Source organism: Pseudomonas gorinensis (genome assembly GCF_042015035.1).
Classification (GTDB): domain Bacteria; phylum Pseudomonadota; class Gammaproteobacteria; order Pseudomonadales; family Pseudomonadaceae; genus Aquipseudomonas; species Aquipseudomonas gorinensis.
Map to the genome: position 1 here is coordinate 1,700,015 of NZ_CP167125.1, position 12,525 is coordinate 1,712,539.

Consider the following 12,525-nt stretch of genomic DNA (forward strand, 5'->3'; position numbering starts at 1 on the left):
TTGCCATGATCGGAATCGATAGGAACACCGGGGCAGCGGTCGATGACTGGCTGCAATTTGTACAGCGTGCCACCCGAGCGCTGACCACCCCCGTGGGCACTCGCCAGAAGCGCCCGTTGTACGGCTCGCTGATCCCGCAATTGCTCGGCCAGAACCTCGGTGACGATCTGCTGATCCTCGCCCAAAGCCACGCCGCGCAAGCGTTCTACACCACCCAGAACGGCATCGCCGATTTCCAACCTCAGGTCATTGTCGCCACGCGCCAGGGCGCAGGTTTATTGCTGCGTTTTGCCGGTACCTGGAAAAACCGCCAACAATCCTTCGAGGTCGTGACATGAGCATGCTGATCCCTGGCCAGAACCAACTGGCGGAGCCGGCGATTATCGCGGTCGATGAATTCGAACCGCTGCTGGCGGAGTTCAAGGCGTTCGTCGTCGACTACGTCGCCACCCGCGCGCCGCAAACCGCAGCCAAGCTCAAGGTCAGCCTCGATAACGAAAGCGAGCTGCTGACCCTGGCCCTGGAAGCGTTTTGCGTTCGGCTGCAAACTCATGAGCGCAAATACAACGCCCGTATCAAGCAGATGCTGGCGTGGTGGGCCACCGGCAGCAACCTGGATGCGCGCCTGGCCGACATGGGCCTGGAGCGCCAGGTGCTCGACCCCGGCGACCCGGCCGCCTTCCCGCCGGTGCCACCCACCCTGGAAAGCGACGACGATGCGCGCCTGCGCTATTATCTGGCACCCCATGCGCCGGCAGCGGGTTCGCGCATGCAGTACCGCCGCGAAGTGTTCACCCTCGGCGAGCGGCCGTCGGTCAAGGTGCAGAGCGCCACGCCGGGCGTGGTGACCGTCACCTACACCTTCGACCCGGACGGCTACGCAGCCCAGGTCAAGGATGGCAACGGGCGACGTACGGCACCTGGCGAAGTAACGGTCACCGTATTGTCCAGGGACGGGGATGGCACACCTTCCGCCGATTTACTCGACGGCGTGCGGCGACATTTCGCACGGCCGGATGTACGACCGGAAACCGATCTGGTCACCGTGCAGGCTGCGCAGATTCAACGTTACAAAATTCGTGTGGTGGCCAAGATCAATGCCGGACCGGATTCGGGCCTGACTCAAGTGGCTGCGCAGCAACTGCTGCAAACCTACGCCGACTCCTGTCATCGCCTGGAAGGCCGGGTCGACCCAAGCTGGATCGACTACGCCATCCACAGCGCCGGCGCGGCGCAACTGCACATCCTCGAACCGCTGGAGCCGATCATCAGCACGGCGTTCCAGGCCCCGTATTGCACGGGTGTCGAGGTGGAGGTGCGCACGCTATGAGGGATCCCAAAGCAAGCCTGTTGCCGGTCAACAGTTCGCCGCTGGAAAAGGCGTTGGACCTGGGGTTTGGCTATTTGCTGGAGCGCGTTACCCCACCGTTTCCCGAGCTGATGGACCCGGCCCGTACACCCGCGGCGTTCTTGCCTTACCTGGCGGCAGACCGCGCCGTCAACGAATGGAGCAGCACGGCCCCGGAGGCTGAGAAACGCTTGACCGTCAAACTCGCCTGGCCCACCGCGCGCCAGGCGGGCACCCGCCAAGCCCTGGAAAACGCCGCCAGGGGCCTGCAACTCACGCCCGAGGTGCGCGCCTGGTACGAGCAGGAACCGCTGGGCGTGCCCTACAGCTTTGCCGTACGGGCCTGGACCGAATTGCCCTACGGCGAGGTTATCGATGCCCGACTCGACCGCCGCCTGGCCGATGCCAAAAGCGAGCGCGACATCCTGTCGATCTCCGTGGGCCTGAGCGCCTTTGGCCGTCACAGCATAGGTGCCGCCACGCTGTGCGGTGAACTGACCACGATTTATCCCAACGTGCTGGCAGGGGTCGAGGCCTCGGGGCGCGCCTTTATGGCGGCCGGTCTCTACACCGTCGAAACCACCACCCTTTATCCACAGGAGCACTAAATGGCTGACTATTACACCCTGCTCACCAACGCGGGGATCGCCTACGAAACCGCCTGCAAGGCCGCCGGCGTACCGATCAAGCTGGCGCAGATTTCCGTCGGTGACGGCAACGGCGCCGTCTATAACCCCGACGCCAGCGCCAAGGCCCTTAAACGCGAAGTCTGGCGCGGGCCGCTGAACGCGCTATTCCAAGATGAGAAAAATGCCAACTGGCTGATGGCCGAAGTCACCATCCCGTCGGATGTTGGCGGCTGGTATGTACGCGAGGCCGGGCTGTGGACGGATACCGGGATCTTGTATGCGATCGTCAAATACCCGGAGTCGTATAAGCCGGTACTGGCGACGTCGGGATCGGGGAAAGAGTTTTATATTCGCTCGATTTTTGAGACGAGTAATGCGTCGATCGTGACGTTGTTGATTGATGACACCGTGGTGAAGGCGACGCGGGCTTGGGTGATGGATTACCTGGGCGAGCAACTGGCGAAGGGGACTTATACCAAGGCTGAGATTGAGGCGATGATTGCCAAGGCTTCGGCGTTGCCGGTGGGGGTTATGGTGCCGTTTCCACTGGGGACGGTGCCGCCGGGGTATTTGGAGGTGGATAACAGTCTGTTCAAGGATGACCTTTATCCGGATCTTGCGGCGTATTTGGCGAAGAGGTTTAACGTTACTGGTGATGCGGTGGGTTACACACGGTTACCGGAGTCGCGAGGGGAGTTTTTTCGGGGATGGGATCATGGACGCGGTATGGACCCTGGTCGAGCGGTCGGCAGTTACCAGGCTGATGCGTTCAAGAGTCATACCCATACGCCTCCAAATCAAACAGGAATCAGCTCTGCATCAGTCCCGACTGGCGCCAAGTCTCTCGGAGGCAATAATTACGACACGCTCTACAACGTAGGTTTTACAGGCGATACGGAGACCCGACCGCGTAACCTGGCAGTGATGTGGTGTATTAAGGCTTGGAACGCGCCAATCAATCAGGGATATATTGATATTGCAGCTTTGGAAAGTCAGATACGAGAACTCAGCCGCACACTAACAAATCAATTCAAGACAATATCTGATGTTAAGGCATCTAGGGCGATTAACGTCACCTATACCAATGCCACAGAAAGACCCCTCTACGTCAATATTGCCTTTGTTGCTACTGCCGTAAACCAAACTGCTTCAATTGTGGTTGATAGCACTTTGTTTATAGGGTCTTCATTTCCGAGCGCCGGTTTAAGTATGGCGATTTCCGCAATTGTTCCAGCAGGCTCCACTTATAAAGTCCCGTTGGGTAGCTACACTATTAACACATGGACGGAAATGCGCTGATGAACTATTTCATTAATGAAATTGGAGAGATATTTGCTTTTGATCAGGGAGTAAGTGCGCCTGATGGCTTTCGCAATATCTCGGAAGCCGAGGCTATGGCGCTGGCTGCCGGCCCCTCTCCTGCTTTTGATCTTGTAGTTGTTGAGCGAGCATGGCGTGATGATGAGTTGTTGGCGGTGACATGGCTGCGTGACCGTCATCGTGATCAGTTAGAAATGGAGGCGTCTACAACGCTTTCTGATGAGTACTTCATGCAGTTGTTGGTCTATATCCAGGCTCTTCGCGACTGGCCTCAATCGCCCAATTTCCCTAAAGCCGAACTTCGTCCAGTTGCTCCAATCTGGCTCGCTGAGCAAACCGAATAAACCCCATTCATCTGCCCCCCCCAAACCGCCCTTCGCGGTTTTTTTTCGCCTGGAGATTCTCTCTTATGCCCACTCGCCAAACCTACACCGTCCTCATCCCATTCCCCACCCACGCCGGCCACTGGTCCGTCGTCGGCGAGGAATTGGACCTGCTGGACATCGAAGCATCCGCCCTGCGCACCGCTGGCCGCCTGGAACTGACCAGCGTGCTCGCCGCGAAGGACACCACCCCGGCCAAAAAGGCCACCACCAAGAAGGCTGACTAATCATGGCTGAGGTTTTGAACTTCGAGCACAACGGCATCACCGTGAATGCCACTGAATCCCCCGAGGCCATGGGTGGCCTGGGTGACAACGTAATCGGCCTGGTCGGCACCGCGCCGAATGCCCATGCGTCGATCCCGAAAAACGCGCCGTTTCGCATCAACAGCTTCACCACCCAGGCGTTGCTGGACCCGACCGGTGCCGAGACCGGCACGCTGTTCCATGCCGTGTACCAGATCCTCAAAGTGGTGAAGGTGCCGGTCTATGTAGTGATCGTGGAGGAGGGCGCGACCCCGGCCGATACCGTCAACAATGTGATCGGCGGCAACGAGCCGGTCACCGGTCGCAAGTTGGGCCTGGCGGCACTGGCCAGCGTGCCGGAAGACTTGACCATCATCGGCGCCCCAGGCTTCACCGGCACCAAGGCGGTGGCCGGTGAGTTCGCCGCGTTCGGCAAGCGCATCAAGGCCCGCGTGGTGCTGGATGGCAAGGACGCCTCGGTGGCCGACCAGGTGACCTACAGCGGCGAACTGGGCGGTGCCGACCTCGGTTTCGACCGTTGCCTGCTGGTGCACAACATGCCGTCGGTGTACTCCAAGGCGGCGAAGAAGAATGTGTTCCTGTCGCCGTCGTCCCTGGCCATTGCGGCGTTGGCGAAGGTTAAGCAATGGGAAAGCCCAGGCAACCAGGTGACGTTCGCAGAGGACGTTTCCCGCGTGGTCGAGTACAACATCCTCGACACCTCCACCGAAGGCGACCTGCTCAACCGCTACGGCGTGAGCTACTACGCCCGCACCATCCTGGGCGGTTTTTCGCTGCTGGGTAACCGCTCCATCACCGGCAAGTTCATCAGCTACGTCGGCCTGGAAGACGCGATCAGCCGCAAGCTGGTCAAGGCCGGCCAGAAAGCCATGGCCAAGAACCTCACCAAGTCCTTCATGGACCAGGAGGTCAAGCGCATCAACGACTGGCTGCAAACCCTGGTCGCCGACGAAACCATCCCTGGTGGCAGCGTGTACCTGCATCCGGAATTGAACAGTGTCGAGAAGTACAAGAACGGCACCTGGTTCATCGTCATCGACTACGGCCGCTACGCGCCGAATGAACACATGATTTATCAACTCAATGCCCGCGATGAAATCATCGAGCAGTTCCTGGAGGACGTTCTCTAATGTTTACCAACCGAGTCAGACAGGCCATCGCGGCCACCCTTCAAGGCCTGCCGTTGTCCGCGACGGTGGAGGAGTTCACTCCGCCGAAGATCGAGTTCGACATGGAGCCCATGTCCGGCGGGCGCTTTATCGCCGAGGAAATGGCCAAGAGCGGCAAAGTGCTCGGCGCCACGCTGGTGCTGCAAGGCGCCGGCCCGGAAGTCATGCTGGCCCTGGGCGTGCGCCTGGGCGACGACATCCTGCTGAACGTGCGCGAAGCCGGCCAGGACCAGGATGGCAAGACCTACTTCACCTATCACACCGTCGGCGGCAAGCTCAAATCCCTGGCCGAGGCGAAGCTGAAGATGGGCGACAAGCCCACCACCACCCTGGAGCTGTCCTGCCGCACCTACAACCGCTTGGAAAACGGCATTCCGGTGATCGACATCGACGTGCGCACCCAGAAGTTCGTGCTCAACGGCGTCGACATTCTCGGTGATGCGCGCCGTGCTGTGCTGATGCCTTAACCCTTGGGGGCGGGAGTGCTCGCCCCCTATTTCACCAAGGAATAGCCCCATGGCCTGGATGCCACCGCTGCACCTGCTGCTGTCCCCGATCACCGCCGATACCGGCGCGGTGATCGACAAGATTCAACTCAAGCCGCTGTTCTACGCTGCGCAAAAAGAAGCGCTGGCCCGGGCCGGTGACGACGAGGACGACCAGTTTTTCGAACTGGCGAAACTCGCCACCGGCCTGTCGGAAAAAGAGCTCGACCAACTCAAGCGCCCGGACTACGTCAGCATTGCTCAGTACGTACACGAAATGTCGACGCGCCCTGCGTCGTTCTTTCTGGATGAGCGCCAGGAAGTGACCCACGACCAGCCTGTCCATTTGCTGCTGCCTCTCGAGGCCGCCGGTCGCACCCTGACCGAGTTGCCTCTGGAAATGCCTGCGCTGCGCGCCACCAAGGTGATGAAAAAACTCGCCACCAACAAAGAGCGCGCCGAGTTCATCACCGCTCACTGCACCGGCCTGATGATCCCTGACCTTGCCGGCCTGACCGTGCCCGATTGGACCGAATTGCAGGAGCGCATCGACGATTTTTTAAATCAACCGGCGGCCTTCTTTCGCAACGCGACATCGACGTGATCCTCGATGTGGTGCCGCTGGTGTACTCGGTCAATGAAGCGGAGATCCTGGAGTGGGACGCCGCCAAAGCATTGCGCCGCTACGACATTGCGATCACTCGCCTTGGCGTTAAACAGGAGTAGAGCGGGATGCAAGAGACTAAATATGGGATCAAGCTCGCCCAGGAAGACTACCGCTGGATGATCGGCGACGCCGATCTAGGCAATGTGCTTGCACCGTTTTCCACAAGCGCTGTGGCACCCGTGAGCCTGGATGCCGCAGCGCAGCCGCCGTTGGAGCTGCGCTCTGCGTTGGTCACACTTAGTGTGGATATCAACGCATTGACCCAGGAGCAGGTGCGGCTGCGTGAGGCGTTGGAGGCGCTCAACAGCACATTGTTCATCAATGGAAATTCCCTGGCGCCCAAGCAGGCCGACGTCACCGCGAGCGCGCCGGAAGAGAAGGCGAAGGAGCCCGCCGATGGCCCTGTGATGAGCGCGATCAAGGAGTCTGGAGGCGAATTGTGGGACGCGTTCAAAAGCAAGCTCGCCGAAAAAGCCATTGATTTTGTCGCAGGTTCCCTTGGCAAGGTGTTCAAAGGGCGCAAAAACATCAGCGGGCGTAATACAGGATTACGTCGCCTGTTCGAGCAACCCGGCCAGGCTTTGGGCGGCTCGCCAATGGGTTTTCATTCGGGCGCGCCCTCACAAAACTATCCAGCTTTTGCCATGGCTAACCCGCCAGCGTCCGCGGCCAACCTGCCCTCGGGGGCCTTGACCGATGCCCTTGGCAAATTCGAATCCCTCGGCATCCGGCGGCTTGGGCCATTTAGGGTCGCCGAAGCCTCCCTGGACGTGATCCAAGGTGTACGCAACGGCGATGCACATGCCATCGGCTCAGGCCTGAGCACCGCCGGTGGCGCCTGGGCCGGCGCCTCCGCAGGTGCGGCCATTGGCACGATGGTTTTCCCCGGCGTTGGCACCGCTGTCGGCGGCGCAATCGGCGGCCTGCTGGGCAGCGAGGCAGGCGCTTGGATCGGAGACAAATTGTTCGGGTCAAGTGATCGCCTGCCAACACCCGGTGCGGTGAGTAAGGAACTCAGCAGTGCGCGCACGGACAACGTGCAAGTGACCCTCGCCCCGAGTATCCAGATCACCGGCGTCAACCCCGCCGATGCCCAGCAGGTCGTCAACCAGGTGATCCAGGCGCTGCAGTTTCAGTGTCTGCCGATGTTCAGCGACGCCCTCGGCATCCGACGCAATGCAGCACTGGCCGATTCTCCTGGAGGTGATTGATGCGACAACAAATGGTGCTCGGCGACTTTATTTTCGGTTTGTCTCGAGGATTTGCCTATTCCTCGTTGGTCCGTAACAGCGACGGCGGCTGGAGTGACCTGGCTATTATTGCCAGCAAGTCGCAGTCGCGGCAGAGCGGTCAGAAACTGGAAAAACTCACATTCAGCGGCACGGCCATGTACGGCGTAGGCATGCAGCGCCTGGACGAATTGCGCGCGCTGCAAAATGCGCGGGCTCCGTTGCCCCTGGTTGATGGCATCGGCCGTAACTGGGGCTTGTGGCGGATCAATTCGATCGTGGAAACGCAGAGCAATGTGATCGATGACGGCACCGCCATGGTCATGGCCTGGACGCTGGAATTGGAGGAATTCGTCAATGCGTAGAGTGCGAAGTATCGCCGGTGATTCGGTCAACCTGTTGCTTTATCGGGAATTGGGCCGTTGCGATGACGCGGCGGAAGAAACCCTTTGGCGCTTGAACCCCGAGCTTGCCGAATATGGCCCGGTGTTACCGGCCGGCGTGTGGGTGATCGTGCCTGAAATGCACGCGCGGCCGGTGGCGGTTCGCCCCGTTTTGGCCTGGGATTAAGGAGGCTGCATGGCACAGGGATTTACGCCTATCGTGGAGTTTTATGGCGCCAATGCGGCGCTGCTCAATCAGCGCTTGATGCGCTGGATCCACACCGACGCGGCGGGCATTGAGACTGACCGGCTGGAGCTGACCCTCAATATCGAGGGCTTGGACGGCCTGCCCACTCTGAACGGCAAGATCGGCTTGCGTGTCGGTTACCTGGAATCGGGGTTGGTGGAGAAGGGCGAGTTTGTCGTCACCCAACGCACCCCGGTGCTGTTTCCAATGCGCTTGATGATCGTGGCCACGGCAGCGCCCTTCAGCGTGGTCGATGCAACGGGTTACCGTCAGCGTCGATCCGCCAGTTACGGCCCGACAACCCTTGGCGCGCTGTTTCGCCAACTGGTCAGTCGTCACGGCTATTCACCGCGAGTTGCGCCCGCGCTGGAGGGGATTGCGATCGCGCACATCGACCAGTCCAACGAAAGTGACATGGCGTTCATTTCGCGCCTTGCCCGCCTCTATAGTGCGGTCACCAAACCGTTTAACGAGCTCTATGTGTTGGCCGAAGCCGGCCGAGCCAAGTCGCTCTCCGGCCAGTTACTACCGGAAGTGAAGCTGTCGGTGACTGAGGATAACCACCCCGGTGAGCAGAGCTTCATCACCGCCAAGCTCGACGAAAAATCCCGCTCGAAATACGAAGGTTGCCGCGTCAGTTGGTGGGATGCCGCCGCCGGCAGGCAGCGTGTGGTTCAGGTGGGGAATGCTCCGTTCAAAACCCTGCGCCAACGCTACCAGAACGAAGCCGAAGCCCGCGCCGTTGCTGAAGGCGAACTACGCCGTGTGGGGCGTGAAAATTTGAAGTTGGTGATCGATTGCCCGGGCAATCCATTGTTGGCCGCGGAAGGGCTGTTGGTGCTGGATGAGAGCTGGCCGTCTTATATGCAGGGACGATGGTCGATAAAGCAGGTGGTGCATGTCGGCGATCCGGCGACGGGATACCGCAGTTCGATCACGGCGGGTGGGTTGTCGATATAGAGACTTTTCGAGAGTAAAACCAATGGTGATAACACTCCCCCAGCTGCTTGGCGTTATGCCGGATGCCCGCCTGAGAGCGGGCGTTTTTTTAACGCCCTTGAATGCGGCTTTCGTTCGCTTCGAGATTGACCGTGCGAAGCGCATCGCCGCCTTCCTCGCTCAGATCGGCCACGAATCCGGCGAGCTGCGTTACGTCCGTGAACTGGGCAGCGATCAATACCTGAGCAAATACGATACCGGCGGCCTGGCCGTACGCCTGGGCAATAGCCCCGAAGCGGATGGCGATGGTCAGCTGTACCGGGGCAGGGGGCTGATCCAAATTACCGGCCGGCGCAATTACCTGGCCTGTAGCCAGGCCTTGTTTGGCGATGATCGTTTGTTGCGTCAACCGCAACTGCTGGAGCAACCGCAATGGGCTGCCGAGTCGGCCGCCTGGTTCTGGCAGAGCAACGGCCTGAATGAGCTGGCCGACAAGGACCAGTTCACCACTATCACCCGGCGCATAAACGGTGGGCTCAATGGTCTGGAAAACCGCTTGCAGCTATGGGCGCGGGCGAAGGCGGTCTTATGCGTTACCTGACGGTTTGCCGGCTGATCGGCGCTTGCCTGTTGATCGCGCTGACTTGGCAGGTGCAGGCCTGGCGCTATGGTGCGCAGATTGAGCGCGAGGCGTCTGCCCAGGCGCGGGCGTTGAGCCAGCAGCATCTAGTGGCTTTGCGTCAACAACAGGCGGAGAACGACAAACGGCAGGCGTTGGAACAACAGCTCAGCGCCAGCGATCAACAACACGCTCGGGAGTTAAGCGATGCCCAACGTACTCAAGCAGCTCTGCGCGACCGCCTGGCCACTGCTGATGTGCGGTTGTCAGTCCTTCTCGACGCCAGCGACCCCGCCAGAGGCAGTACAATGCCCGCCACCCCCGCCTCCGGCGGCGTGGTTCATGCAGCCCCGCGAGCCCGACTTGACCCGGCGCATGCTCAGCGAATTATCGCCATCACCGACGACGGTGATAACGCCGTGATCGCCTTGCGTGCCTGCCAGGCCTATGTGCGTGCCGTTGCGCGTTAGTCTCTGGATACATGCTGCAACTTGCATGGTCGATAGGCTCCTGTAGGGTAGGCAAACGCCCGCCCACTCCAGGAGACGACCGTGAAAGAAATCACCCAACTTGCCGCTGAACTGGGTCGCCGTTTACAGGTGCTCAATGCCCACGTCACCACGGCTGAATCCTGTACCGGTGGCGGTATTGCCGAGGCTATTACGCGGATTCCAGGGAGTTCGGCGTGGTTCGAGGCTGGCTATGTCACCTATTCCAACCGGCAAAAGACCCGCCAGTTGAACGTGCCTGAGGCGCTGTTCGCCAAAGTCGGCGCGGTCAGCCAGGAAGTGGTGGAGGCGATGGTCCGCGGCGCCCAGGAAAAAAGCCTGGCGCGTTTTGCCGTGGCGGTCAGTGGCGTGGCGGGGCCCGATGGCGGTTCGCCGGAAAAACCGGTGGGCACGGTGTGGCTGGCCTTCGGCGTCGGGGACGAGGTCACCGCTGAGCTTGCGCACTTCCCGGGTAACCGCGACGAGGTCCGCCGACAAACGGTAAAGGCCGCGCTGGAGGGCTTGTTGCGACGAGCTGCAGCAGAAATAGAAAATCAGGGGTAGGCGATCTCTGATCTTTGTGGAACAATACTGTCTACTTATACAGGTGTTGGCCGCCAGGCCTTATTGATTACGTGAGGACTTTAATGGACGACAACAAGAAGAAAGCCTTGGCTGCGGCCCTGGGTCAGATCGAACGTCAATTCGGCAAGGGTGCCGTAATGCGTATGGGCGATCATGACCGTCAGGCGATCCCGGCTATCTCCACTGGCTCTCTGGGTCTGGACATCGCGCTCGGCATTGGCGGCCTGCCAAAAGGCCGTATCGTCGAAATCTACGGTCCTGAATCTTCCGGTAAAACCACCCTGACCCTGTCGGTGATTGCCCAGGCGCAAAAAATGGGCGCCACTTGCGCGTTCGTCGACGCCGAGCACGCCCTTGACCCTGAATATGCCGGCAAGCTGGGCGTCAACGTTGACGACCTGCTGGTTTCCCAACCGGACACCGGTGAGCAAGCCCTCGAAATCACCGACATGCTGGTGCGCTCCAACGCCATCGACGTGATCGTGGTCGACTCCGTGGCTGCCCTGGTACCGAAGGCTGAAATCGAAGGCGAAATGGGTGATATGCACGTGGGCCTGCAAGCCCGCCTCATGTCCCAGGCGCTGCGTAAAATCACCGGTAACATCAAGAATGCCAACTGCCTGGTGATCTTCATCAACCAGATCCGGATGAAGATCGGCGTCATGTTCGGCAGCCCGGAAACCACCACCGGTGGTAACGCGCTGAAGTTCTACGCTTCGGTTCGTCTGGACATCCGTCGTACGGGCGCGGTGAAGGAAGGTGACGAGGTTGTCGGTAGCGAAACCCGCGTCAAGGTCGTGAAGAATAAAGTGGCCCCGCCATTCCGTCAGGCCGAGTTCCAGATTCTCTACGGCAAGGGTATCTACCTGAACGGCGAGATGATCGACCTGGGCGTGCTGCACGGTTTTGTCGAGAAGTCCGGTGCCTGGTATGCCTACAACGGCAGTAAAATCGGCCAGGGCAAGGCCAACTCGGCCAAGTTCCTGCAAGACAACCCGGATATCGCGGCGACCCTTGAGAAGCAGATTCGCGACAAGCTGCTGACCCCTACGCCAGACGTGAAAGCGGCCGCCAATCGCGAGCCGGTTGAAGAAGTAGAAGAAGTCGACACTGACATCTGAAGCAAACGATGACTGTTGTACTGGATACACTTGTCGCCGTTCGGCGCACCGCAATGGACCTGCTTGCTCGCCGCGAGCATGGTCGAGTCGAGCTGACGCGTAAACTGCGTCAGCGCGGCGCGGAGCCTGAGATGATCGAGACCGCCCTTGACCGTTTGACGGAAGAAGGGCTGCTGTCGGAGTCCCGCTACCTCGAAAGCTTTGTCTCCTACCGAGCCCGTTCCGGCTACGGCCCCGCGCGGATTCGCGAAGAGCTGAGCCAACGCGGTTTGCAGCGCGCCGATATAGACATTGCCCTACGTGAGTGCGGTATCAGTTGGCAGTCGCAACTGGAGGACACCTGGCGCCGCAAGTTTGCCGGTCACCTTCCAATTGATGCCAGGGAACGCGCGAAGCAGGGGCGCTTCTTGAGTTATCGCGGTTTTTCGATGGAAATGATCAGCCGCTTACTCAGTGGCCGAGACATGGACGACTGAGCACCTTGCTGTGTGTTGAACAGGCTTGTTGTATGGCGAGCGGGCTTGCCCCGCGTTGGGCTGCGAAGCAGCCCCAATAACCTCACCCTCAATCTAAACCTGAACCACCAAAAACTGCCCCAAAAAAAGGCCCGCTATGAAAATAGCCGGGCCTTTTTGCGTTTCTGGATT

At 60.0% G+C, this 12,525-nt stretch carries 19 protein-coding genes; all 19 read left to right on the forward strand.

Annotated features, from left to right (window positions below):
- The first annotated feature begins 5 nt into the window (after positions 1–5).
- The 19 genes from AB7933_RS07655 to recX all read left to right on the forward strand — a co-directional run bounded on the left by AB7933_RS07655 (position 6) and on the right by recX (position 12,354).
- Positions 6–338, forward strand: a complete 333-nt coding sequence (locus AB7933_RS07655; RefSeq protein WP_024073735.1) for a phage baseplate protein — start codon at positions 6–8, stop codon at positions 336–338.
- Positions 335–1,330: a baseplate J/gp47 family protein gene (locus tag AB7933_RS07660; RefSeq protein WP_024073736.1), complete on the forward strand. Its 996-nt coding sequence runs from the start codon at positions 335–337 to the stop codon at positions 1,328–1,330. The genes AB7933_RS07655 and AB7933_RS07660 overlap by 4 nt, the downstream gene beginning before the upstream one ends.
- On the forward strand, positions 1,327–1,956 hold the full coding sequence (locus AB7933_RS07665; protein ID WP_024073737.1) for a phage tail protein I: 630 nt from the start codon (positions 1,327–1,329) through the stop codon (positions 1,954–1,956). The genes AB7933_RS07660 and AB7933_RS07665 overlap by 4 nt, the downstream gene beginning before the upstream one ends.
- Positions 1,957–3,276, forward strand: coding sequence for a phage tail protein (locus tag AB7933_RS07670; RefSeq protein ID WP_024073738.1), 1,320 nt, complete (start codon positions 1,957–1,959; stop codon positions 3,274–3,276). It abuts the gene before it with no gap.
- Positions 3,276–3,641, forward strand: a complete 366-nt coding sequence (locus AB7933_RS07675; protein ID WP_024073739.1) for a phage tail assembly chaperone — start codon at positions 3,276–3,278, stop codon at positions 3,639–3,641. Before AB7933_RS07670 ends, AB7933_RS07675 begins: the two co-directional genes overlap by 1 nt.
- A gap of 65 nt (positions 3,642–3,706) precedes the next feature.
- Positions 3,707–3,907 carry a hypothetical protein gene (locus tag AB7933_RS07680; RefSeq protein WP_024073740.1) on the forward strand — a complete coding sequence of 67 codons (201 nt, stop codon included), beginning with the start codon at positions 3,707–3,709 and terminating at the stop codon, positions 3,905–3,907.
- Between the two features lie 2 nt (positions 3,908–3,909).
- Positions 3,910–5,076 (forward strand): tail protein, encoded by a 1,167-nt coding sequence (locus tag AB7933_RS07685; RefSeq protein ID WP_024073741.1) that lies wholly within the window; start codon positions 3,910–3,912, stop codon positions 5,074–5,076.
- Positions 5,076–5,582 (forward strand): phage major tail tube protein, encoded by a 507-nt coding sequence (locus AB7933_RS07690; protein ID WP_024073742.1) that lies wholly within the window; start codon positions 5,076–5,078, stop codon positions 5,580–5,582. The genes AB7933_RS07685 and AB7933_RS07690 overlap by 1 nt, the downstream gene beginning before the upstream one ends.
- A 49-nt stretch (positions 5,583–5,631) precedes the next feature.
- A complete protein-coding gene (locus tag AB7933_RS07695) occupies positions 5,632–6,204 on the forward strand; it encodes a phage tail assembly protein (RefSeq protein ID WP_024073743.1) in 573 nt (190 codons plus the stop codon).
- Positions 6,201–6,326, forward strand: a complete 126-nt coding sequence (locus AB7933_RS07700) for a hypothetical protein (protein WP_024073744.1) — start codon at positions 6,201–6,203, stop codon at positions 6,324–6,326. The genes AB7933_RS07695 and AB7933_RS07700 overlap by 4 nt, the downstream gene beginning before the upstream one ends.
- A 57-nt stretch (positions 6,327–6,383) precedes the next feature.
- On the forward strand, positions 6,384–7,478 hold the full coding sequence (locus AB7933_RS07705) for a hypothetical protein (protein ID WP_310650379.1): 1,095 nt from the start codon (positions 6,384–6,386) through the stop codon (positions 7,476–7,478).
- Positions 7,478–7,861 (forward strand): phage tail protein, encoded by a 384-nt coding sequence (locus tag AB7933_RS07710; protein WP_024073746.1) that lies wholly within the window; start codon positions 7,478–7,480, stop codon positions 7,859–7,861. The genes AB7933_RS07705 and AB7933_RS07710 overlap by 1 nt, the downstream gene beginning before the upstream one ends.
- Positions 7,854–8,066, forward strand: coding sequence for a tail protein X (locus tag AB7933_RS07715; protein WP_024073747.1), 213 nt, complete (start codon positions 7,854–7,856; stop codon positions 8,064–8,066). Before AB7933_RS07710 ends, AB7933_RS07715 begins: the two co-directional genes overlap by 8 nt.
- Positions 8,067–8,075: 9 nt before the next feature.
- The gene (locus AB7933_RS07720) at positions 8,076–9,086 is read left to right on the forward strand and encodes a contractile injection system protein, VgrG/Pvc8 family (RefSeq protein WP_024073748.1); all 1,011 of its coding nucleotides are present in this window, start codon (positions 8,076–8,078) and stop codon (positions 9,084–9,086) included.
- Positions 9,087–9,108: 22 nt separating this feature from the next.
- A complete protein-coding gene (locus AB7933_RS07725; RefSeq protein ID WP_024073749.1) occupies positions 9,109–9,666 on the forward strand; it encodes a glycoside hydrolase family 19 protein in 558 nt (185 codons plus the stop codon).
- On the forward strand, positions 9,654–10,154 hold the full coding sequence (locus tag AB7933_RS07730) for a lysis system i-spanin subunit Rz (protein ID WP_024073750.1): 501 nt from the start codon (positions 9,654–9,656) through the stop codon (positions 10,152–10,154). The genes AB7933_RS07725 and AB7933_RS07730 overlap by 13 nt, the downstream gene beginning before the upstream one ends.
- Positions 10,155–10,235: 81 nt before the next feature.
- Entirely contained in the window at positions 10,236–10,736 is a 501-nt protein-coding gene (locus AB7933_RS07735) for a CinA family protein (protein ID WP_024073751.1), read from the forward strand.
- Positions 10,737–10,819: 83 nt separating this feature from the next.
- On the forward strand, positions 10,820–11,878 hold the full coding sequence (gene recA, locus AB7933_RS07740) for a recombinase RecA (RefSeq protein ID WP_024073752.1): 1,059 nt from the start codon (positions 10,820–10,822) through the stop codon (positions 11,876–11,878).
- A gap of 8 nt (positions 11,879–11,886) precedes the next feature.
- Positions 11,887–12,354 carry a recombination regulator RecX gene (gene recX, locus AB7933_RS07745; RefSeq protein WP_024073753.1) on the forward strand — a complete coding sequence of 156 codons (468 nt, stop codon included), beginning with the start codon at positions 11,887–11,889 and terminating at the stop codon, positions 12,352–12,354.
- Positions 12,355–12,525 lie beyond the last annotated feature (171 nt).